Annotated in this window: 12 protein-coding genes; 11 read left to right on the top strand and 1 reads right to left on the bottom strand. The window is 57.3% G+C overall.

Annotated features, from left to right (window positions below; all coding sequences use genetic code 11):
• The first annotated feature begins 770 nt into the window (after nucleotides 1-770).
• The 11 genes from ACWGZX_RS24825 to ACWGZX_RS24775 all read left to right on the top strand — a co-directional run bounded on the left by ACWGZX_RS24825 (nucleotide 771) and on the right by ACWGZX_RS24775 (nucleotide 17297).
• Nucleotides 771-2210 (top strand): tyrosine-type recombinase/integrase, encoded by a 1440-nt coding sequence (locus tag ACWGZX_RS24825; RefSeq protein ID WP_452625842.1) that lies wholly within the window; start codon nucleotides 771-773, stop codon nucleotides 2208-2210.
• 90 nt (nucleotides 2211-2300) lie between these two features.
• Entirely contained in the window at nucleotides 2301-2735 is a 435-nt protein-coding gene (locus ACWGZX_RS24820) for a hypothetical protein (RefSeq protein ID WP_452625841.1), read from the top strand.
• A gap of 174 nt (nucleotides 2736-2909) precedes the next feature.
• Nucleotides 2910-3110 (top strand): AlpA family transcriptional regulator, encoded by a 201-nt coding sequence (locus tag ACWGZX_RS24815; protein WP_452625840.1) that lies wholly within the window; start codon nucleotides 2910-2912, stop codon nucleotides 3108-3110.
• A 3-nt stretch (nucleotides 3111-3113) separates the two neighbouring features.
• Nucleotides 3114-3476: a hypothetical protein gene (locus ACWGZX_RS24810; protein WP_452625839.1), complete on the top strand. Its 363-nt coding sequence runs from the start codon at nucleotides 3114-3116 to the stop codon at nucleotides 3474-3476.
• Nucleotides 3477-3493: 17 nt separating this feature from the next.
• Complete coding sequence (locus ACWGZX_RS24805; RefSeq protein WP_452625838.1) at nucleotides 3494-4381, top strand: toprim domain-containing protein; 888 nt, start codon at nucleotides 3494-3496, stop codon at nucleotides 4379-4381.
• Complete coding sequence (locus ACWGZX_RS24800) at nucleotides 4378-6366, top strand: DUF927 domain-containing protein (protein ID WP_452625837.1); 1989 nt, start codon at nucleotides 4378-4380, stop codon at nucleotides 6364-6366. The genes ACWGZX_RS24805 and ACWGZX_RS24800 overlap by 4 nt, the downstream gene beginning before the upstream one ends.
• 8 nt (nucleotides 6367-6374) lie before the next feature.
• Entirely contained in the window at nucleotides 6375-6947 is a 573-nt protein-coding gene (locus tag ACWGZX_RS24795) for a hypothetical protein (protein WP_452625836.1), read from the top strand.
• A gap of 189 nt (nucleotides 6948-7136) precedes the next feature.
• Nucleotides 7137-8969: an AAA family ATPase gene (locus ACWGZX_RS24790; protein WP_452625835.1), complete on the top strand. Its 1833-nt coding sequence runs from the start codon at nucleotides 7137-7139 to the stop codon at nucleotides 8967-8969.
• Nucleotides 8970-8971: 2 nt separating this feature from the next.
• The gene (locus ACWGZX_RS24785; protein ID WP_452625834.1) at nucleotides 8972-9616 is read left to right on the top strand and encodes a 4Fe-4S single cluster domain-containing protein; all 645 of its coding nucleotides are present in this window, start codon (nucleotides 8972-8974) and stop codon (nucleotides 9614-9616) included.
• A gap of 14 nt (nucleotides 9617-9630) precedes the next feature.
• Nucleotides 9631-15942: an AAA domain-containing protein gene (locus ACWGZX_RS24780; protein WP_452625833.1), complete on the top strand. Its 6312-nt coding sequence runs from the start codon at nucleotides 9631-9633 to the stop codon at nucleotides 15940-15942.
• Entirely contained in the window at nucleotides 15939-17297 is a 1359-nt protein-coding gene (locus ACWGZX_RS24775) for a hypothetical protein (RefSeq protein ID WP_452625832.1), read from the top strand. The genes ACWGZX_RS24780 and ACWGZX_RS24775 overlap by 4 nt, the downstream gene beginning before the upstream one ends.
• A 210-nt stretch (nucleotides 17298-17507) precedes the next feature.
• Here ACWGZX_RS24775 and ACWGZX_RS24770 read toward each other — a convergent pair whose 3' ends face one another.
• A complete protein-coding gene (locus tag ACWGZX_RS24770) occupies nucleotides 17508-22652 on the bottom strand; it encodes a RecQ family ATP-dependent DNA helicase (protein ID WP_452625831.1) in 5145 nt (1714 codons plus the stop codon).
• Nucleotides 22653-23495 lie beyond the last annotated feature (843 nt).

The following is a 23495-nucleotide window of genomic DNA, read 5'->3' as shown; positions in this document are numbered from 1 at the left end:
CAACAACGAATCTCGCCATATTGGTTTTCCCTGCAATGCCCACATGTCAGTGACTTAAGGAATAGCGGCTACTAGCCACTAGATCAAGTGAGCATCTTAAAAATCCGATGAGCAGTTTGTTACATCCAAAACGCATTCGGATTCACCGACGTGATTACTACTCAATCATACATTTAGGGTGCGTTGATTGACCGTCAAGGTGCTTTAGCTCAGGCGTGAAGGCGGCGATATACGGCTCGGATGCTGCGCACAATCGCCAATGATTTTGGCTCGGGTGAGCGCGAGGCTCGGTCGGTCGGCACGGGAACGTTCTCAGGCTTTACATGCCTCGTGGGTGCATTGAACAGCTCTTCCAAGCTGGTCTGCTTTCGGTGCGAGAGATCGCCTCAGCTTGTGCCAGAGAGGCGGCACCGTTGATCCGCATGCAGGACGTGGAAACTAGCAGCCGCAAGTTAACAATCTTAAAAAGGAAACGAGCGTGAAAAACCGAGGAGTCACGTAAATCTCACGCACATGAAAAAGGCCAATGCTGTGAACATTGGCCTAAGTCATTGAAAAATATGGTCGGGACGGAGTGATTCGAACACTCGACCCCTAGCACCCCATGCCATTATTTTATGAACATCAATGGACGAATGGAGACGTCAAAAGATAGCTTATATATGGATAAACAAAGGGCTGCAGACTAGAATTCACGTCTATTAAGATCCACGAACGCCTACTGAAAGCCGGCGTTTTTGTTTACCCCTTTGTTTACCCCTGAGACGAACATGAATAGATACCCCAAAGCCGGCAAAGGCGGAGAGTGGAAAGTTAAAGAACTGCAAGCTATCCCTGCTGACTGGAAAGGCGACACCATCAGTGATGGAGGAGGGCTATCTGGCGAGGTACGCGTAAAAGCGGACGGCTCTATCAGCATTCGCTTCAAATACGCATTCCGCTGGAATGGCAAGGTGGCGTGGCATCAATGCGGGACATTCCCTGACACCGGGATTGCCAACATTCGGGCCGAACGCGACCGCGCACGCCAGAAAGTAGCCGAAGGTATCAATCCCTCCGATGAGAAAAAGGCCGACAGGATAAAAAAGCAGGCAGCCAACGAAGCTGTCATTGCTGAGGCCGAGCGTAAGGCCACCGAAAATTTGACAGTAGCCAACCTCTTTGAAGAGTGGATAAAGGATGGTGTCGCCCGACAGGACGGCAATGCAGAGTTAAAGCGCAGCTTTGGTAAGAACGTGATGCCCGCCATCGGCAAAAAGGCCCTGCGAGATTTGACTGAGAAGGACTTACTAGACGTACTACGAACTTTACGAGCACGTGGCCTGAACCGGGCAGTCGTCATACTGAACAATGACATGGGACAAATGCTGCGTTGGGCAGAAAAGCGGAAGCCTTGGCGCGGCTTGATGATAGACGGCAATCCCGCCGCCTTGGTGGAAGTGGAAAAGCTTCTGGACCACGATTATCAGGAACAGCGCGACCGCGTCTTATCTCCGGATGAAATTCGCGAACTGCGTGACATATTCGAACGCATGGAGCATGAGTATGATGCCCTGCCTGCTGGCCAAAAATATTCCGGCATCCGCTCCCTGGAGAAAAAAGCCCAGCTTGCAATATGGGTATGCTTGAGCACCCTCTGCCGTATTGGCGAACTACTCAAGGCCGAATGGCACCACGTCGATCTCGCCAAAGGTACTTGGTTTCTTCCAGCAGAGAACACCAAAGGGCATCGCGGAAAGCGACAGGACCACCACATCTTTCTGTCGTCCTTCGCCTTGCGCAAGCTTAAGGAGTTGCACACTCTCACTGGCACCACATCCTATCTTTTCCCTGCAACCAACAATACCGGCCACGTCGATCTCAAAAGTATCTCCAAACGTGTAGGCGACCGGCAGGTGCAGTTCAAGAATCGCAGCAAGCCACTCGCAGGACGCCGCCATGACAACACGCTGGTATTGAGCAATGGCACCAATGGCGAATGGACACCCCACGACCTCCGGCGCACGGGCGCCACGATGATGCAGGAGCTTGGCGTCAGCTTGGATATTATCGACCGTTGCCAGAATCACCTGTTGGGTGGGGCAAAGGTACGCAGGCACTACTTGCACCACGATTATGCAAAGGAAAAGGCCGAAGCGTGGCGCCTTTTGGGTGAGCGAATCGAGGCGATTCTAAATACCGCAAATGTAATTTCAATCAAACATGCCTGACCGCGCCACAAAGGGCGCCTCATCCACCGGCTTCCACCCGCTTCCGAGCAGTTTGCTAAACTAATCAAGACGATTATGTGGAGCGTTGTGATGAAAAGGTCTGAGCGCAAAATATTTTTGGAGCTTTACAAGGCATTCCGAACCAATGAGCCAATGAGCCCCGAGGTAATGGAGGCCGCTGATCTGCTAGCGAATGATCTATTGAAAGTGAAGCCCGTTGGCCACCCTCGACTGCTAACCAATGATTGGCGCCAAAAACCGGCATACTTTGCCGCTATAGAGGTTGAAGCAAAAGTGCAGGATGGGGAAACCTATACTCAAGCCACGGCTATGGCTGAAAACATGCATCCCGCTGTCTCGCGCACCATTGAGCGATACAGACAGAGAGGAAAGTCTCTACACCTCATGGTTGGCCAGCCGATGTCTTCCTGGAAGGTACTTGCAAATGTCCTTCCGGGGGATTCCCATCCTTTTCCCAGCCAGCCACCTCGAAAGATGAAGCTTCGCAGCGACGATACAAATTAGGCATCCAATCAATGTTGATGCCATATGGAAAAATTTTCGATTGAAACATAGCTACACCACCAAGTGCACCGACATCAATTAAGCTCTAATTGATGTCGGTGCCAAGCAGCAAGTATGTGTATTGAATACATAGCCAGACCCACTAAGCGCTACTAAGCGCAAAAGGAGCTGGCCATGTCTGCAACTATCACTCTCCCCTCTCGCCGCATTCTGCGACTGCCCGAAGTTATGGCATCCGTTGGCTTTGGCCGCGCTCATATCTACAACTTGATCGCAATGGGACGCTTTCCCAAAGCCAAACGCATCGGCGTTAGGGCCGTAGGCTGGGATTCGCGGGAAATTGAAACCTGGATTGCACAACACCTGGAGGGCTGAGCCATGAACTCAATCAGTACTTCAACTCTGAACCCCCACAATCAATTGGCGTTTGAACCCTCCGGGCCACTGACGGATTTGCCTGTCTTTATCGTCCTAAACACCATTCTTTTTTGTGGCGACGACCTGAACCAGCTGTACCGTGGCCTCGTACTTCTCTATCAAGTCCTTTGCCGCACTGATGAGATACAGGTAGCGCATGAAAACGATATTCAGCTGCTTCATCAGTTCGTCGATAACTACAAGGCGATGGACTCCCTCCCCACCTTCACCGCTGCTGAGCCCTTCTTCTTTGAAACCGTGAAGTCCGCCCTTGAATTGGCTTTACGGATGAGAAGCTATCACATCATTTTTGACTCACCATAAGCGAAGGTGCAGATCTCATGGACCCTATCCGCGCTTTCCTTGACGTAATGCAAGCCGCCTTTGGCCCGCTGGCGTTCCTACCCATCGCAGACGGCAGAATTCATCGTTTTCACGCTCCCGGCGACCGACCCGGAAGCAAAAATGGCGCCTACCAGCTTTTCCCTGACGGCATCGCCTCGGGTTGGTACGGCACTTGGAAAGATGCGGGCAACTGGCACAACTGGAGCAGCCGCCAGCCCGCCAGCCCACTGGAAGTCGAACAGGTGCGCCAGCGCAGTGAGCAGGCCAAGCAACAGCGCGAAGCAGAGCTTAAAAATAACCAGCAAGAGGCTGCCGAAAAAGCTCTGCGACTATGGCGGGATGCTTTTCCCGCCGATGCCAATCATCCTTACCTGGTCGCCAAGGGATGCCAACCGCATGACCTGCGCCAGCTCGGGCAAATGTTGCTGGTGCCGCTTTACCACGAAGGGCAACTGGTGAACCTGCAACGCATTTTTTCGAACAGCGACAAGCGGAACCTTGCGGGTGGCATGGTCACGAGTTGCTATTCACCTCTGGGCATCACCAAACCCGACCAACCGATGTACATCTGCGAAGGCTGGGCAACCGGAGCCACCCTTTACGAAGAAACGGGCGCCGCCGTGGCCTGTGCCATGAACTGCGGCAACCTCTTGGCCGTAGGTGAGCACCTGCGCCGGCTCTACCCCGATGCTGTGCTGATTATTGCCGGCGATGATGACCGTTTGTCCCCCGATAACCCTGGACGCGCTTACGCCGTCAAGGCTGCACGGAAACTGAACTGTGGGGTTGTGTTCCCTCCCTGGGCGGGGACTGAACCCCCGAGCCTTACAGACTTCAACGACCTGCGGCAGTGGCGGAAACAACAATTGGAGACGCAACCATGACGTTTAACCATGCAGCTAATGAAAAACGTGGGGGAAATGAGGGCGAGGTCTGCAAGGGCGGAACTTCCCCGATGCCCCCATCAAAAAAGCATGGGGACAAGTCCAGCCAAGAAGAAGCTTCCAACACTTTACCGGCTAAAAAAGATGATGGAACAGATGGAACAGATGGAACACCCAACAAGAACGGGACGTCTATCTGCTCCATCACCCAAAAACATGATGGAACAAATGGAACAGAGCTGGTACCAGAAGCCCAACTTCCAGATATACAACGCCCCTGCTTTGCAGTGTATGCCAAGAAAACCAGAATCAGCGACGACAAAGAGTTGCGCCCCGGCGTGTACTTTCACGGCCTGCACCAGAGTAAAGGCTCAGCAGATGCAACGCCGATCGATCAATGGATCTGTTCGCCAGTCTATGTCGAGGCCACCACTTCCAATGACGGAGCCGACTTTGGGCGCCTGCTACATTTTATCGATACCCTAGGTCATTGGCATTACTGGGCAATGCCAATGCACCTGCTCAAGGGTAGTGGCGAGGACATGCGCGGCGAGTTACTGAACATGGGGGTAGAGATCGACCCTGGCTCGTTCAAGTTATTGAACCACTACCTTCAGAGTCAACACCCCAAACGTAAGGTCATTGCCGCCACCGCCACCGGCTGGCAATCGCCAGAGCTGTTCATCATGCCCCAACGGAATATTGGCAAGGGTGATGCGTTTTATCAAAACGAGACGGCGAGACTAGATGACTTTCGCCAGGCTGGAACCTTGCAGGGCTGGACAGCCGGGATTGGCGCACGCTGTACCGGCAACCCTCTGCTGATGTTGGGCGTCTGCGCCGCCTTTGCCGGGCCTTTGCTGTATCACCTGAAACGCCAGGGCGGCGGTCTTCATATAGTCGGTGATAGCTCGATTGGCAAAACCGCCGTAGTCCAGGCCAGTGCATCAGTCTGGGGTCATGGTGAGCAGTTCATGCGCAGCTGGCGTGCCACCAGTAATGGTCTGGAGGGGGTTGCGTCGCTGCACAACGACACGCTGCTAGCGTTGGACGAGATGGGCGAGGCTGACCCGCGTGAGATCGGCGCGGTGGTTTACGAGATTGCTAATGGTGCCGGAAAGTCCAGGGCTAATCGCAGCGGAGCCGCACGATCCCACCGGCGCTGGCGAGTTATGTTGCTTTCATCGGGGGAAGTGGGACTCTCCGATTACATGACCGAAGGCGGTAAGCGCAGCCGGGCCGGGCAGGAAATCCGCCTCTTGGATATACCGGCTCAACGCAATTTCGGCGCCTGGGATGATCTGCATGGATTACCAAGCGGCCAGCAATTCACCGACGCCCTCCTGCGCACCAGCGCGACCCATTATGGTCATGCCGGGCCAGCTTTTATCGAGCGTATGCTAAAGAGTGGCGAAACCGACGATCTGCCCGCTGCACTGGAGATGCTGTGCGAGCAATACCCCACTGGCACTGGCCAGGAAAATCGAGCGGCAGAGCGCTTCGCTATCCTTGCCCTTGCGGGCGAATTGGCGATTACGTGGGGATTGCTACCAGCTACCGAGGGCACTGCCCGTGACGCCATGCTGGCGCTATTCGATGCCTGGCGCAGCAATCGAGGGGAAGGCCAGGGTGAGGACGCGAGGATTCGTGCCAACCTGCGCAATTTCATCTCCCGGCACGGCGAGTCGATGTTTGCAGAATATAAAGGACCCCAGACTAAGTTCAATGGGGACTTACCCGTCCGGGATCGCGCCGGCTGGAGGAAAGCTGACCAGATAGGTAACGAGCAGCGACAGGTGTTTATGTTCACCTCGGAAGGCCTGCAACGGGCTTCACCGGGCTACAGTTTTGACCGCATATGGGATGCCGTCGAGAAGGCAGGCTGGGTCACTGAGCATAACCCGAACGAACGCTGGAAGCGGGTGAGAATGGATGGGGGGAGCCCATATCTGTACCACCTGTCACTGCCTGATGCGGCCTGGTGAGGTCTGATATGGGGTGGCTACTGGGTCTGGTCGAACACCTGACCTTTGAACCTGTTCCATCCGTTCCATCACCCAGAAACATGATGGAACAGCTAAAACCCGCGCAGGTTATGGCTGTTCCATCTGTTCCACCACAAAAATCGAAATTCCAAAGTGAATCCCTTTTTTCCACCCATTCAGCGGCAGCGCGGCAAGTCTGGCTGTCGGACGTGGCCCAACTGTTGGGCTGCTCACCGGATTACCTGCTAGTGCATGGCTTTATTGACCCGCTCGACTTGGACGAGCAACGCGCCATCTTCCCCTGCCTGGCTGCCCAACTGATCCAGCGCCATCCTAATTGGATAGTTGTCGCTACACCCGCACCACCCTTCCTCGACAACACTTCAGCAGCGGTTCAGTTGTGCGCCTACACCACTTCGACTGAGTGGCGCCACGCCCGTGATTTGTACATAGGCCACCTGATGATTTGCCGGAGCTGCTATGCGCCGACAGGCCATTACTGCAGAGCGGGCTCCCAGTTGCGCGCCCAATACAACGCCCCTACAGTTTTCTCTATCGAAACCTCCCCTAACAGCAGTTGAGTATCTGACGGAAGGCTGAATTCGCTTTAGGAAACGCTTGAAACAAGCGTTTAAGGGGCATTGACCAGACGTTTACCTAAGACCAGCACATTTATCACTATTTCAGACAGACCTTTCGTAGCGATGAACTGGAAAATGCTTGCATTGGGCAATACCCTGCCTGTATCTACCAACGTTACGAGCTGAAATATGTCAGGGAATAAGATGTTTGAAAGCCCACGTTGGATTCGCGACCTTCTGCGTTTCTTGCCACTGAAGAGCCAGTTCGTTCTGTCAGGCAACATCCGCGACCTGCAGGCCAGTGAAGTGGTGCCTGGCACGGTAACCGCGCAGAGCTTCAACCAGACCCTCTGCAATGCCTTGCTCAACGCAGGGTACGCCAATGTACTCGCCTGGGACCCGGTATCCGGCTTCCATGCGATCAGCAATCCTGGCACGGACCCGAGGGCCGGCCATACACTGATGCAGGAACTCGGGTTGACCCCGGTTGACGGCATCGCGCCAGCAGGAATTGACCTACTCGGCGCCACTCTACCGCGCTTGATTGGCCGTGCCGGCGAGCCTGTCGCGTTGTTGATCGACTTCGCCTCGCGCTTGGTAGTGCGCAACGACTCACTTAGCGCTGCCGAACATCAAATGTTCACCCAGGCTCTGGTGCTTTCCCATCAGGCTCGCAGCCGACCGGCCACGGAGTCGCGCAGACCGTTCTTCAACACCCTGCTCTGGTTGGTAGAAAAGGAAGGTGATCTGCCCGATTGGTTGCTGATCGACAATCCCCGCATGCGCCACATCCCGGTTTCCAAACCTGACCAACTGGCGCGTCGTGCACTGGCACCAGCCCTGCTCAAAGGGCTCAATGGTAACCAGAGTGCCAGCGAAGAGGCCACTCGCCAGGCTGTGGATGCATTCGTACAGAACACCGAAGGGCTGCTGTTGCTCGATCTCAGTGCCATCGCGCAACTGGCACGGGTCGAGGGTGTGGTTATGGAGCAGATCGCCGATGCTATCCGCCGCTACAAGATCGGCGTGACAGAAGATCCATGGCTAAAAATAGACCGCCAGCGCATTCGCCAGGCTGACGCCATTGTCCACCAGCGGATTAAAGGCCAGCAGCACGCCGTCACTCACATGCTCGACATCGTAAAACGAGCGATGACCGGCGTCGGTGCCACTCGCAAGGGCAATCGCCCCCGGGGCGTTGCCTTCCTCGCCGGCCCAACCGGGGTGGGCAAGACCGAACTGGCTAAAACCATCACCAGCCTACTATTCGGAGACGAAAGCGCCTACATTCGCTTCGACATGTCGGAGTTCAGTGCCGAGCATGCAGATCAACGCTTGATTGGGGCACCGCCTGGTTACGTGGGTTATGACGTCGGCGGTGAACTGACCAATGCAATCCGCGAGAAACCGTTCAGTGTGGTGCTTTTCGATGAAATCGAAAAAGCCCACCCGCGCATCCTTGATAAATTCCTGCAGATCCTCGACGACGGCGTGCTCACCTCCGGCCGTGGGGATCGGGTGTACTTCTCCGAAGCGCTGATCGTGTTCACTTCCAACCTGGGCATCTACCGCCATGGCGACAATGGCGAACGGGTCGCCAATGTCCTACCAGGTGAAGCCTTCGAGCAGGTCCAGAGCAAGGTGCACAGTGAAATCGACCGCCATTTCAAGCTAGTGCTGAACCGTCCGGAGATTCTCAACCGCATCGGTGAGAACATCATCGTCTTCGACTTTATTCGTGAGGACGTCGCCGTGCAGATCTTCGAGCAGATGGTCAACACCACTTTCAGCGACCTAGAGGCACAGGACCTCTTCATCGAATTGACAACCCAGGCACGACAGACCCTGCAAAGTCTCTGCTTACAGGACCTGTCCAACGGTGGCCGAGGCATCCGCAATCAGTTAGAAGCACGCCTGCTCAACCCATTGTCACGAGCGCTGTTCGACCAGGATGCACGACCGGGTGAACATTTTAGGATCACCGAGTTGAGCAACCGCGGACTGACGATGGAACGTTGCTGAACATGGACCTGAGCCTGTCGCGCGTGCACTTTCCGGTTACCACCCTCGGCCCCGGCCGACGCTTAGGCATTTGGTTCCAAGGCTGCAGCATCCGCTGCCCTGGCTGTATTTCTGCCGACACCTGGGGGTCAGGACATCTCCGTTTGTCGACGGCGAAACTGCTTGAACAGATTACACCCTGGCTGCATGAGGCAGAGGGCATAACGATTTCCGGCGGCGAACCATTCGACCAGTTCGACGCCCTGCTCCACCTGCTCCAAGGCCTGCGTCGTCTTAGCCAGGCTGATATCTTGGTCTACAGCGGCTACCCCCTCGAAAAGCTCGACGAAAAACTGCGCAAGGCTAACGGCCTGATCGACGCTTTGATCAGTGACCCCTATGACGAAACACTCAGCCAAACCATGGCCCTGCGTGGCAGCGACAACCAACGCGTTAGTCTCCTCACCCCAATAGGCCGGACGCGCCTGGGCGACTACGATCGCCCACTCGAGCCCGCCGACAAGGCGCTCGACTTGATGTTCGACGAAACGGGCAGCGTGTGGATGGCCGGAATTCCCCAGCGCGGTGACCTGTTGCGTTTACGCGACCTACTGGAGGACCAGGGCCACCATTTACAGATCAGCGAACACGCACCTCGACGCCGCTGAGTGGAGTACACCCCATGATACGTTTCTGCCCCAATTGCAAAACTGAGCGCGCTCTCCATGAGATGTTTTGCGAGGGGTCTATCCGGGACCAGTCTTGCGGATGGGACCTCGCCGGTGAGCTCATCCACCCTGATGGATGGCGCCCCCAGGCTATCGTCACCCAGGAAAGCATCGCCGATGTTAGCCCGGCACAGGACAACATCCTTACTTTAGTTTGCGAAAATGGTCACCAGATGGACGATGGCGACCTGATGTGCCTCGAATGTGGTGGGGCACTTGCGCAAGCTGTGGCGACCTCCGTCTCTGAGTCAGAAATCGGCGAGCCAGGGGCCACCACTGAAACTTTAATTGATGGTTGGCGCCTGATCCGACAGATCAGCAATACCGATGGCGTACATGAACGATACCTCGCCATACACGACGAAACCGTGCAGCAAGCAGTGCTAACCCTATATCGACAGGGTGCCGAACCGGATCCGGCGATCTACGACGTGATCCGCCGTCTGCCGCGCGGACATGTCCCCGAGATCATCTCCACTGGTCGCTGGGATGACCGCGCCTTCGAGGTCATCGAAGAACTCAACGGCGGTACTCTGTTAGACCTTGGCAACGTGATTCGCGATAGCGAAAGCGTTCGCTACGTCGTCAGTGAACTGGGACAGGCACTTCATGCTTTCAACGAGGCAGGTCTGCGCCACCGTGACCTGCGCCCTGCCAGTCTGCTGGTACGCTCCCGCGACCCTTTAGATCTGGTGATCAGCGGCTTCGGTTCAGCACGCCTTTCGGAGTTCGACTTAGATATTGTGTCGCCACTAGAAACCAGCCGCTACATGGCGCCCGAGGCCATCGCTGGAGGTGTTGCGGCGGCATCGGATTGGTGGAGCATGGGCATGATCCTGCTCGAGCAACTGACCGAGGGTGCCTGCTTCAATGGCATAAATGCCAATGCCTTTCTTATCCACGTGCTGGCCAACGGCGTGCCGATCCCCGACGACCTCGACCCACAACTGAATCTGCTGCTGCGTGGTCTGCTGGCACGAGACCGCCACCAGCGCTGGCAATGGCGGCAAGTTGAGGACTGGCTCAACGGCATTGCGGTCGAGGCACCGGCCTCCTCCGTCCAACAGAGTGACGGCGGCGAAGGCGCCACACTGCAGTTGGGTCCGCGGTCTTACCACAAACCCGGTGTATTCGCCCTGGCGGCAGCACAGCCTGATAACTGGCAACAGGCCCTAGACCATCTGCTACGCGGAGTGATCGTGACTTGGGCGGAGCAGGTCGGCCTACCGCCCTCCCTGGTCGCGGGCTTGCGACAGATCGTCCAGCACGAAGGCATCGAAGACAACTTCCGCCTCATGCTGGCACTGAAGGCGCTCAACCCGGAAATCCCCTTGATCCATTGCGGTGACATTGTCACCCCGGGATGGCTGCTAGAGCACCCCCTGGAAGGTTATCGTCTGATCAGCGGTTCGGTCCCAGACCTGCTCGAGCAACTACAGACTGAGCATTGGCTGTCGCGCCTGAAGACCCGCGCGGAGAGCGTCCGTCAGCGAGCCCTACATCAACACATCGAACTGGTCGAGGAGCCGTTGCGGATTTACCTGTTGTCGACATCGCGCGCCAAGCTGGCGACACAGTGGCAGGAACGTCAGCGGCTGCTTCCAGACACCGATCACCCAGGACTAATGTCTTTGTCGGAACGCCGAGTGATCGCTGAAGAGGATCTGATCGTGTTGCTTGGTGCCGCGATCAGCCAATTCCGTTCGGCAACCTCAATCGTCGAGGAGGCCGCTGAGCTGGCCACGACTGCCAATGTTGGCTGGTTCGACGCCGAGTCGGCAGCCGAACTGTTGCTGAATTCGCGTACGGAACTGTACCGCAGTGTCGATGAGCGCATCCGCGGCTTTGCTCGCTGCGGCCTACCGGCTGTGGACGAATGGGCCGAGCAGTTCCGCCTGGAACGGCGCATGCCCTTGGCTCAGACTTTGGTGCTGCTGGCCATCCCATCAAACCAGTGGCTGGAACCACAGAAGCAGCAATATATCTCGCAAATCCTCGACTTCTTCGAGAAAAAGGTAGTAACAGCCGTGATGCGCGGCCCCCTAGTGCGCATGAGCATTGGCAAGACCACCGCACGCGTCGATATCAACGAACTGAACAGTGAACGCAGTCCGGCCACGGCCTTGCTCGACCACTTACTGCAACGCAATGCCAACGCAGTAAACCTCGACCCGGAAAGCTTCCAGCTCAACGGCCAACTGGAATTGCGCCTGCACGCCCTGTACCGACAGAGCGCGCTGTACAAGCGCGACACCGGTATCGATGGCCTGTACCTAGGCTTCCCGTTCCTGCTCAACCGCGATGCACGTGGCACCACGCGCACGCGGATAATCCCGTTGCTGCTGTGGCCGGTGAAACTGCTGCTTGAGCTGGGTAGCCGTGGCCATGCCGCCCTGGCCTTCGACAGTGAGCGTGAAGAAGTCCGGCTCAATCCCGCCTTAGAAAGCGTGCTTGGCACCGAAACCTTTAAGCGCTGGCGCAAGACCGCCGATGAACTTCTAGGCCGCTCGTCGATCCGCGCCGCGGATGTAATGGATGCCTTCGGTATGCTCACCACCATCCGCTCCCGGACGCTCGGCAGCTTGCCGACCAGCACTGTGGAAGTTGCTCCTTATCAAGATGAACTGAACTGCGCCGCGGTGCTGTTTCATGTGACGTTTATGGGACAAGCCATCGGCGAAGACTTGCGCCAGCTGAAGAACCTGTCTCCTGCCGGCACCGGCCTGGAGACTGCTTTGCGCCTCAAAACCGCCGACGCGGCAGCGTCCGAGGCATCGCCAAACGAACTGCAGCGGTTCTTCACTGTGGCCAGCGACCCTTCGCAGGAAGCAGCGGTGATCCAAGCACGACAGAGCCCGGGGCTTCTGGTCGAGGGACCGCCAGGCACCGGCAAGAGCCAGACCATCGTCAATATGGTCGCCGACGCCATCGGCCGCCAGCGCAGTTTGCTCGTGGTCTGCCAGAAGCATGCGGCACTGGAAGTGGTGTACAAACGCCTGGTGGCCGAAGGTCTGGGGCAGCGAATCGTCATGCTCAATGACGTCAACCGCGACCGCGAACCGGTTATCCGTAGTATCCGCGAACAGCTGGAAAAATTGTTTACCGACGGCAGTCGGGCGCAAGGCTGGCAGCGTCAACGCGAGCAGGTTGCAGCCCGTATCGAAGCCCTGGAGGGCGAACTTGACCGCTTCCACCAGAGCCTGCATCGCCTCGATGAAAATACCGGCCTCAGTTATCGCCAACTGCTCGGCGAACTGATTGAATTGGAGTCCGGCGCGGCGCCGATCGAGTTCCCGGCATTGCGTCAACGCTTGTCACCCCTGGACCTCGCCAGCCTGACCCGCCTAGAAGAAAACTGCGCCCCTCTGATACGTCTGTGGCTGCCAGCTCGCTTCGAAGGCAGCCCATTGGCGCAGTTGCAGCCATTCGCCGCCGACCGCCCGACCTTACAGGCCTTCACCGACAACCTGCACAGCTTCACCCAGGCCGAGACCAACCGTCAGGCTACGCTGCAGGCGCATTCCGCCAGCTTCGAAATCGATGATCCGACGCCGTACCGCAGTTGGATAGCGACCCATGTCGCTACTCTCCTCAGCTTGAAGGAAGAACAACGCCTACGCTTGGCGCGCTGGTTGCCATTGTTCCGCAGCCGCGAAGCCGGCCAGACGCCACGAGGTGAGTCGATTCTTGATGAACTGCGCCAACTCGATCAGCAGCTCGGGCAACTGGACCAGGACCACTACGCAGCCACACTGTCGCCAACACTCAGCCTGGTTGAGAGCAAAGCGCTTAGGCATCTGGAGCACGACTGCGCGAAGGTCATGGCCACCCGTTCCTGGCTTGCGAACATCAACCCGTTGCATCTACTCCGACGCAAGCGTCTGCGCAACTTCCTTCAAGAGCAGGGACAAAGCCTAGCCGGTGAAGTTCTGCCGATCCTGCACGCCGCCATCTGCCTGGAAACCCAGTGGCGTCCTCTGCGCGCCGAGCTGGCAGCACTGCATCAGGTATTAGAGCTAGAAGCAGTAAGTCAGCAAGCCTGTCTAGAACTTATCAGCACAGTGAAGCGCGACATCCGCCACCTGCTGGAGATCCAGGCTCTGGCCCATGCCATAGCACAATCACCGCGCCCCCAGGAGGCCGACGAGGCCGTCTTGGCCGGGGACAAGCAACACCTCGAGGCGCTGCTCAACAATCTGGACGCCTCGCTGATGCGCCACGGCGTTCGCCAGTCCAGCCTCGACCAGCTCAAGGTACTCGGCGATTGGCTGGGCGATGAGCTGGTGCAACAACTGCAACACTCCATCGCGCACAACCTTAACAATCAATTGATACTTGATCGCCTGCATGAGGCGCAGCCCTTCCTCGCCGACTATCAGTCATTTCGCGGCCGCGCCAGCCAGTTGGCCGTGCCGGAGCTGGAGTTGCTCGCACTGCTGCGCCAGCGCCAGGAGCAACTGGACGGTATCGCACCCGAGCAACTCGAAACCGCCGTGAGGTGCTTGCTTAATCGCGAAGCGCGACTGGGCTGGAAACATCGCGTCGAGCAGGCCCACCCCGAACTGCTGTTCAGCCAGGACGAGGCTCGGGCCAAGGTCGCCAGCCTCGCACAAGCCGATGCGCAGATGCGTGTGCTCAACCGCGAACTGCTAGCGAACGGCATCGACCTCGCTCGCCTGGGTAATCGCAAGCAGTGGGAGGATGTCACCCGTCTGACCGGTAAGCGCTCGCGGCGCCTGCGGGAATTCATCGAACTGGGCAGCAACCTCGGTCTAATGAGCTTGCGCCCGGTGTGGCTGATGAACCCGGACGTGGCCAGCCGCGTGCTGCCCCTGAGGGCCGGCCTGTTCGATACCGTGATCTACGACGAAGCCTCGCAGATGCCCGTGGAGTTCGCCTTGCCGACCCTGTTTCGCGGCCAGGTCACAGTGGTCAGCGGCGACGAGAAGCAAATGCCGCCGACCGCATTCTTCTCCAGCCGCATCGAAAGCGATGAAGCCGAATTATTCGACGGCGACGAGCCCGAAGCAGACGCTGACGAGGAACAACGCGAAGCTTTTGAAGACACCTGGAACCGTCGCGAGATCAAAGACTGCCCCGACCTGCTGCAATTGGCGCGCAATGCCCTGCCCAACACCACGTTGCAGATCCACTACCGCTCGGCCTACCGCGAGCTGATCGGTTTCTCAAACGCCGCGTTCTACGGCAATCGTCTTAACGTCCCGGTCCGTCATCCGCAGGCGAACATTCTGCGTATCAAGCCGCTGGAGCTTATCCAGGTTGGTGGCCTGTACCAGAACCAGAGCAATGGCGAGGAAGCCGAACGGGTCGTCGAATACCTCAACGAACTCTGGCAGCAACCCTATGACCAGCGGCCCTCGGTCGGCGTGGTCACTTTCAACCGCAAGCAGGCCGAACTGATCGAGGAGCACCTTGAGCAGCGTGCCGAGCAGGACGAGTTGTTCCGTGCTGCCTACACGGAGGAACGCGAGCGAAGCGAGGACGGCGAGGACATGTCGGTGTTCGTCAAGAACGTAGAAAACGTGCAAGGCGATGAACGTGACGTCATCGTCTTCTCCTCCACCTTCGGCCGCAACAGCCAGGGAACCTTCCGCCGCAGCTTCGGCGTGCTAGGGCAGACTGGCGGTGAGCGCCGTTTGAATGTGGCAGTAACCCGTGCACGACGCAAGGTTGTGATGATCAGCTCAATGCCGATCGCCGATATCTCCGACATGCTCAACACGCATCGTGCGCCCAAAAGCCCGCGTGATTACCTGCAAGGCTACCTGGAGTACGCCCGCGCCCTCTCCTCGGGCGAATTTGGTAGCAGTGGCAAACTGCTCGAGCGACTGCAGACGGACCGCAACAGCCAGCAACGCGAAAAAGGTCAGCGGCGTGATGGTTTCGTCAGACTGGTCGGCGAGTTCATCCAGTCCCTGGGCTGGCAGGCCGCGCCCGCTAACGAGGGAGATGCCTTCGGTCTCGACTTCGCCATCGAGAACGCAAGCACAGGCCTGTACGCCATCGGCATCGAATGTGATGCCCCATGTCACGTGCTGCTCGAGCGCGCGCGCGCCCGGGAGATCTGGCGCCCGTCTGTGCTACACCGGGCCATCCCTCATATCCACCGGGTCTCGTCACAGGCCTGGTATCACAACGGCGAAAGCGAACGCGCACGCCTGCGTGAAGCCATCGAACAGGCCATGCAGGCCACGCTCCCGTCGCAACAGACGCCCACCACAGCCGATATGGAAACCTGCCAATGAGCGGTCCGAAGGTCGTTCGCATTGTCACCCGGGAAGAAATCATCGCCATCTGCGAAGGCCACCTGCAGCGCCTGGAGCACGTAGTGGCACGCTGGCAGGCGCAAGCCTGCAAGGTCGGCGAGCTAAGCGAACAGGAGTGCGTCGCCACCTTTGCCCGACGCAATCGCCTGCGCGCCTTGCTCGCGCAGGAACGCTTCGCCGAACTGCAGAAAGCCGTGCCGGTTGAGATCGAGCATCTGCGCCGTGACCTGGAGGATCGCGAAGAGCGCGCGATCATTCGCGCAACCGAGCGACGCCAACGCGAACGACGCCTCCAGGAAAACGCCGCGGCTTTACTCAATGCCCTGCAAGTCAATCCAGAAAGCGTCGATCAAGGGTTGCTGCATTCGCTCTCGCGATTAGCCAAAGGCGCCAGCCAGGATGACGGCGAGCGTCTGCTGGCCGAGGGTTTCGCCCAATTAGCTAAGGCCAGCCAGAAAGAAATGCTGAGCGAAGCCCAACGTGCCTTGGCGCAGCAACTCAAGGTCGAGGAACCCAAACTCTCCCTGGCCGACTGGATGGTGGCCCGACAGCCAGAGGCATCGCGGGATGTACGCCTGCAACGCATCGACCGGCATATCGTCGAACTGCAACTACTGCAAGGCGCCGATAGCGCCGCACCATTTCTCCAGGCACTGGAAAGAGCCGGAGAGGAAACTCAAGCGCAGCGGCGTAACCTGCTGCTGGACAGCCTTGTACTCGACTTGGCCACGTCCACACGCGATTTCCAGAGCAAACGCGAGTGCTTCGAACAGCTTCAGGACCTGGCCTGCGAAATCGAAACACAGGCAAGTGCCGAACACGCCTCGATACTTAGTAAGATCGCTACCTGCACCATCGCCACCGACCTCGCAATGATGGCCGGGCTAATCGAGCAGTGTGAAGGCCTTATCGCGGCTAATTTTCAGACCCGGGCCGCCCTCGCCCGCCGCGAAGCCGTGCTCGGCGGCCTGGCCAGCCTCGGCTATGAGGTGCGGGAAGGCATGGCTACTGCCTGGGCAGAAACTGGCAAGGTCGTGCTGCGCAAGGCTGCCACTCCCGGTTACGGCGTGGAAGTTGGTGGCAAGGCCGACAACGGCCGCCTGCAAGTTCGCGCAGTCGCCCTCAGCAGCGACCGTGACAAAACCCGAGATCGCGATGTTGAAACCATTTGGTGTAGCGAGTTTCATCGGCTACAGGCGCTGCTGAAAGACAAAGGCTGCGAGTTACTGATCGAGCGTGCACTGTCGGTAGGTGAGGTCCCGCTCAAAGAATCGAGTATTTCCATGTCCAGCAAAGAAGCAAGCGTTGATCAGCAAAAGACTATTAATCCGTGAGGCTTACAAATGCCTATTCAAATATTCAGACAGTCAGTTTGACGTAGCTGAGCATCGATGTCCTACACCATTACGGATCTCAAAACCATAGCGCTCCAAAAAACTTTGTGCAGCCAAGCTGGACGAACTCATCGATAGCAGTCTGAACTACAGCAAGACCGCGAATCTTGGGGAGCTACGCCATGAGTTCCTTCCTTTTCTCAGGTAGCTTCAGGCTTTTGCACTGCTCTTCAGGACCCGGCCAGCAATTCTCGGCACGATTAACTCCCACTCTTGCGAACGATGATGGGCTCGGAAGGCCTCTTCACACCGATCAGAATGCCGCACTAAAACAGCTGCCACTTCACAATCCTCAATCTCAAGGTCCAGATTGAATGACTTTGCTGTACGGCCTACAACCTGACCGTCCGCATCCTGAATCAGATATCTCCCTTCATGAGCTTTGAACGCAAGCGTGTCGCCAGGCTCAAGCGCCGCCAATGTCTTATGTATTGATGCCGTAGGGTTCTTGCGCCCAGCATAATCGAGATCAATATCCTTCAAAGAGAGCTGTAGGTAGCGCTTCTCCAGCTCTGCGAGGAATTCACCTTGGAAGGTGCGTCCCATGACCTCCTCGGTAAGTTGGCGGCTGAAGGGATTGCCCCCAGCGAATTCACACATGGTCAGGGTTTGCTCGGCGCGGGTCATGCCCACGTAGTAAAGTCGGCGTTCATCGCAAAGAGTTTCCGGCTGAGTGGACCAGCCGCCATCAAGCACTACAACGTGGCGGAACTCCAATCCTTTGGCAGAATGGATAGTGCCTAGGTAAAGTCCATTCCTGGGTTGCTGGCGTAGCTCCCGGAAATAGTCGTAGAGCCAATCGACCAGCGTCTGGGCGCTCAGAGGGCATTGTCCGAACTCTGCTGCGAGCTGTTCAAAGGCGGTGGCCAATATGCCGTGCCAATCCGGCGCGACGTGCCTTTCGCTCATGCATGCCCATGCCTCGGAAGCACTCAGCGGCTCGGTAATCCCGCGTAGCATTTCAACAGCCTGCACGAAGCCGCGCTGAGCGGTCAAAGGCAATACACCTTCCTTGTCGGCAGCAAGGCAATACGGAACGCCATGAGCTTCACACCAGGCCTGAAGGGGCAGCAGGTACTTGTGAGTACGGGCCAACACCGCGCAGCCCTGCCAATCCTCGGTGTCCAAACTGAGCAAACGCTGCAGCTCAGTCATCGCAGCTTGGGCCTGCAGGTTCGCCATCGTGTCGCCCTCAGACTCTATCCTCAGGCGAACCACGCGTCCTGCCCGCTCGAGGTCCAGGGTCTCCCAATCGCCGCCATTCGGCCGTGTGCGGCGAACAGTGTCGATCTGAATCGGGTGATCCTTTTTGAGCCGATCGGGGTTGCGGCCAATGACGCTGTTGGCCGCATCGATGATGCAGCCGCTGGAGCGGTAATTGTCGACCAGATAGTTCTTTGTGGCCGAGTAATCCTCGCGAAAGCGCTCTATGTATCGATTATTGGTATCACGCCAGGCGTAGATGTTCTGGTCATCGTCACCTACCGCCAAAATGCACAAACGTCCTTCCTCTTCGGACTTGCGCCCGGCCAATGCACTCACGAGTCGATACTGCAGGTCGTCGATGTCCTGGTATTCATCGACGAGGATGTAGCGGTAGCCTCGCATCAGTTGCTCGCGTAGATCGTCCTCGCCTTCTACCTGACGCTTGCCCTCGAGCAACTCAACAGCGTCTCCCATCACTTGGGCCAGGCGCCCTTCCTCGACCGTTTCACCTCGCTCGAAGCGGGTACCAGTCAGGCGCATCGCCATGCGGTGATAAGTCATCACGTTGACCCCAAAGGCATCGGGGCCCACCAATTTGAGCAGGCGCTGCTTGATCTCGTTGGCCGCGTGACGGTTGAAAGTCAGAGCCACGATGCAGCGCGCCGGCACGCGCCGAACTCGTAACAGATAAGCGATACGGTGCACGATCACGCGGGTCTTGCCGGAACCGGGACCAGCCAGAATCAGGCGGTTCACGTCATCGTCGTCGGACACGATAATCCGCTGGGCAGCGCTGAGTCTCTCGACGATACTACGCCAGGACTCTTCACTCGTGGCAAGCTTAAGCACCTCCTCGCGACCTACGAAGTAGCGGCGAATGAATTCCTGTTTGGCTAGCGTGAAATAGTGCTGAACCAGGTCACGGGCCTCTCGCATCGAGCCGAGCCCAACCTCGGCATACTCGCGCATAACGTGAACCTGAATACGTTTTTCTCGGTAATGTTCATCAAGGCGCTGGTAGTCATCCTTGAGGTATCCGGTACGTTTTTCCGCGTTGACTTCGATCGTCATAGCGCGACGCATGACTGTCATGCCGTGGTTAAGCGTAAGCACGTCTTGCTTGTGCAGGTACAGCAGTACGTGCTCAATGGCCTTGCGGCGCTGCGACTCCGGGATTCTGGAGCGCAGCTCAAGATCCTGATCAATGAGGCTCATGAGCTCCCCGAACGTGGTGTCGACCAATAGATCCTTGTTACGTGAGCCCGGCGGCAATTTGCCAATCAGAAATGGGAGAACCACGGCAGCCAAAGCACGTCGGCGCTCACCCAACCCTTGAATACCGCTCCAGCTGTACCCGCCGCGGATACGCAGCTTGAGAAAATCCTGACTGATCTGACGCAGTTCGAAGCTGCTACGCAGTTGACTTTCGCTGTCGTGATCCTGGGCCAGACTGCGCAGCAGTCGCAGGACGTGTAGCGGTATCAGATCTTTGTTGCCGGTGGCTGTTTTGAGCGCCGAGGTCAACAGTGGCACGTTAAGATCCTGCCATTCTCCACTCTCGGCCTCCGGCGCCAATTCCTGCAGCAGGTCGAACAAGGCAGACTCGAGCTTTAAGGTGGTTTGCAGACGTTGGGTCGAAGGGAAAACGACGCCATGCCGGACGTACAAAGTGAGCTTGGAGTCGTTGACTAAAAGGCCCAAGTCCTCCATCTGACGTAGTGTCGCAGTGACCTCTTCGGACGTGAGGCTGGTCAGTGCCATCAGGGAGTCGGTGTTGATGCGCTCATCAGCACTCGCCTCGTACAGGTAACTCAGAATGGCCTTGAATTCTTCCAGCCGTCTTGCCGGCAGTTTGGCAGTGATCAGTCGCTTGTCGGCTTCCTCCTTAGTCAGCTTCAGGCTTGCCGGAAAGATCTGGGTTTGATTCTCCTCCCGCTTTAAAAACTGCCCGCGCTCAAGCCAGGACACGGCCGTGACGACTTTGGTTTCAGCATCGCGTTCCCCGGCCTCAAAGCTGGTCTCGACCTGCTCATCCATCAATACTTCGCCGGCAGTGATGACGAGCCTGCCGCCCTTGCGTCGGTCGCTCTCCTTGCGCAGTTTGCGTAGGATCTGCTGAATATCACGAAGGGTCAGTTTCGACCCTTCGCACATCCCGAACTGGTTCTCGATATCCTGAGCGTCATACAGGAGCACGCATCGAGCCTGCCCTTGATCGCGCCCAGCGCGCCCAGCTTCCTGCAGGTAGTTCTCCAGCGATCCCGGAATATCAGCATGTACCACCAGGCGAATATCGGATTTGTCTACGCCCATGCCAAAGGCATTGGTGGCCACGATGATCTTGAGTTCCCCAGCCTTGAAGGCGTCCTGTATGTCCTTCTTCTCGTGTGGCTCCAGCCCCGCGTGAAAATGCTTGCAGGCCCAACCGTGGCCGATCAAAAAATCCGAGAGATCTTCAGCGCCTTTACGGCTAGACACGAAGATCACCGCCCCACCCTCGTTAGAGCCTAGTTCTTCCGCAATCAACGCCTGAGTGTGGTGGCGCTTCTCTGAACGGGCACAGGGCAGGACTTCGAAGTGCAGATTGGTACGCTCGTGAGTACCGATGAAGCGCTTAAAGGTGATGCCAAGTTGCTCTTCGAAGTGCTGCTCGATGTCCTCAAGCACGTCAGGCTTGGCAGTAGCCGTAAAGCAGCCGATCGCAGCGAGCTGACCGTCACCAGTGAACTGCTTGATGAAACGCGAGACATAGAGGTAATCCGGGCGAAAATCTGCGCCCCATTTGGACAAGCAATGCGCTTCGTCGAAGATCCAGGCGCCGACCTGGCGTTGGCTGATCGCGCGGCGAAAGGCCTTATTGCGAAACTGCTCGGGCGAGACTAGCAGAATGCCTACATCCCCCAACTGGATCTTCTCCAGCGCCTCGGCCCGTTCAGGCATGGTCAACAGGCCGTTCAAGGTCGCAGCGCATTGGACGTTGCGAGCAAGAAGGCCGTCGACCTGATCCTTCATCAGTGACTGCAACGGCGAGATGATGACTGTCAGGCTGCCGTTCCGGTGAAAGCGGTTCAGGGCCGGCAGTTGGTAGCACAGGGATTTGCCGCCCCCTGTCGCGAGAATCGCGAGCACGTGCTTGCCCTGCATACCGGCCAGCACCACGTCATGCTGTAGGGGGCGCCCGTCCGGCTCAGTCCGAAAATCCTGAATTGGGGTGAAGTAGCGCCTGAGCTCGTGGCGGGGGTCATGAGTAGTGCTGCAGTAGCCGCAGAGGCTTTCTCCGCAGGGTACGTCGCGTAGCTCGGCGATTAGCCGACCGACCACGGGAAATTGGTGGCGCACCCAGGGCGCCAGAACCGAGTTGCCGCCCGAGACGCGCAGCCAGGCCAGCGCATAAGCTAAGGGCCAATGCAGGGTCCCGTCCATGAGGTCGGTATACAGCAACTGGTTCAGACGGGTGCTGCAGACCTTGTAAGTACGAGTCAGGGTCGGGTCGGTTTCCCTAAGCAGCTCGGGAATCAGACTGCGCAATTCTGTGAGGGGTCTTGGCTCCTGGCCAGTGATCGAGGCGAAGAGCGACCCAAGGTCGCTCTTCGGCGTTGGGGCGAGCAGCGCTTGGTAGCAGAGCAGTTCGGCCGGGTGCTTAATGTTCAGATCTGCGAATGCCTGGCGCTGGTCGTTGAACAGGGTCAGGGTGGAGCGGCAATCGGACAGCGGTGAGTTGAGGCTGTCGCGAATGAGTTTGTAGTCTTTGACCAAGCGGTGATACGGGTTCTGCGGAAAAGCCAACGGCGATAGGCGCAGAGTGTCGATCACCGGCAGCTGGTGTAAGACCAGGTGCGCGGCTTGCTCTTGGAGTATCGGCAAGTCATGGTCGATGACGTTATGGCCGAGTACGAAGCTGGCGCCCTGCCCTAAGCAATCTAGGGCCTCGAGGGCAGCGGGCAGGTCCTTGTCGACCTTACGCTCGAGCTCCTCTTCCGTGTCGGGACGCATCGCGCCAACCATAAAGATGCGGTCTGGTTGATTGGCTTTGCCGGGGACGACTTCCAAGTCAAAAATCAAGCTTTTGGGTTGAGTCGGTGAAGCCATCCGAACAGCATCCTTGAAAAAACTTCTGAGCTTGCCGCACTTTAACGGCAAATGAGCAGCGCAGATAGGTGCGCGAGGTCTCGGTGAGGCGCAGCCAGACAGGTCAGCGATTGGTATCGAGGCATAGGAGTGGTGATCCAATGCGGATCGACGAGGCGCGGCAAACGCTAGTCAGGCTTTTACGAAGAAGAAATACTCATTTTCACTCAACGCATCTAATCAGACAGTCGCGATAAGTCTCGCTCAACGCGCTCACGATAATCCCAGAGCGCCCCCTCCATTCAGCGATGCTTTCATCAAGCGAAGGCAGCAAAAACCTTGTAAATCTATGCAATTTATTGCTAATTGAAACCGCTGCGTGCCGCAGGCTTGCTGAACTGGGAAGTGTTTTCTTGGCTGGGCAAAAAATCATTCTCTGTCTAAAAGCACACTAGCTAATACGTCCCGTCATTGCGAACCAACAAATAAGGCTTGCCGAGCGGATAGTGAGAAGGAGTTTATAGACGGTGGGGCTGCCCACCTTTCATTTGACGACAGCGCCTTTTCATTTCAGGACAGTCCATGACCTTTGATCTGGGTGGCACATGACGCTGCTTGATTCGTTTTTTTGCGTGGCAGTTATGCCCCTCTCCAAGCGTGCCGATTTGTCGCCAGTGGTTTGCGAATTTGTGACTGGGGTTTGAGAGTTTGAAATCCTGAGCGCCAGCTGTAGGTCGATTCTGTGGAAAAAGTCAGTTCGCCCAAACGACCTAGTCATTGACTGGTGAAAACGCCTTTTTTTGCGCGCTACTGCGTGAAATCTGAGTTCGGAAGCCTCTGCCGAAAGTAAAGATTTCAATCTCA

The sequence above is a fragment of the Pseudomonas sp. CLCA07 genome, assembly GCF_053615335.1.
This window is presented reverse-complemented; position numbering and strand designations above follow the sequence as displayed.

What these genes read in the sequence shown, in the direction of transcription:
- ACWGZX_RS24825 (WP_452625842.1), top strand. Translation starts at nt 771, where the DNA reads ATGAATAGATACCCCAAAGCCGGCAAAGGCGGAGAGTGGAAAGTTAAA.
- ACWGZX_RS24820 (WP_452625841.1), top strand. Translation starts at nt 2,301, where the DNA reads ATGAAAAGGTCTGAGCGCAAAATATTTTTGGAGCTTTACAAGGCATTC.
- ACWGZX_RS24815 (WP_452625840.1), top strand. Translation starts at nt 2,910, where the DNA reads ATGTCTGCAACTATCACTCTCCCCTCTCGCCGCATTCTGCGACTGCCC.
- ACWGZX_RS24810 (WP_452625839.1), top strand. Translation starts at nt 3,114, where the DNA reads ATGAACTCAATCAGTACTTCAACTCTGAACCCCCACAATCAATTGGCG.
- ACWGZX_RS24805 (WP_452625838.1), top strand. Translation starts at nt 3,494, where the DNA reads ATGGACCCTATCCGCGCTTTCCTTGACGTAATGCAAGCCGCCTTTGGC.
- ACWGZX_RS24800 (WP_452625837.1), top strand. Translation starts at nt 4,378, where the DNA reads ATGACGTTTAACCATGCAGCTAATGAAAAACGTGGGGGAAATGAGGGC.
- ACWGZX_RS24795 (WP_452625836.1), top strand. Translation starts at nt 6,375, where the DNA reads ATGGGGTGGCTACTGGGTCTGGTCGAACACCTGACCTTTGAACCTGTT.
- ACWGZX_RS24790 (WP_452625835.1), top strand. Translation starts at nt 7,137, where the DNA reads ATGTCAGGGAATAAGATGTTTGAAAGCCCACGTTGGATTCGCGACCTT.
- ACWGZX_RS24785 (WP_452625834.1), top strand. Translation starts at nt 8,972, where the DNA reads ATGGACCTGAGCCTGTCGCGCGTGCACTTTCCGGTTACCACCCTCGGC.
- ACWGZX_RS24780 (WP_452625833.1), top strand. Translation starts at nt 9,631, where the DNA reads ATGATACGTTTCTGCCCCAATTGCAAAACTGAGCGCGCTCTCCATGAG.
- ACWGZX_RS24775 (WP_452625832.1), top strand. Translation starts at nt 15,939, where the DNA reads ATGAGCGGTCCGAAGGTCGTTCGCATTGTCACCCGGGAAGAAATCATC.
- ACWGZX_RS24770 (WP_452625831.1), bottom strand. Translation starts at nt 22,652, where the DNA reads ATGGCTTCACCGACTCAACCCAAAAGCTTGATTTTTGACTTGGAAGTC.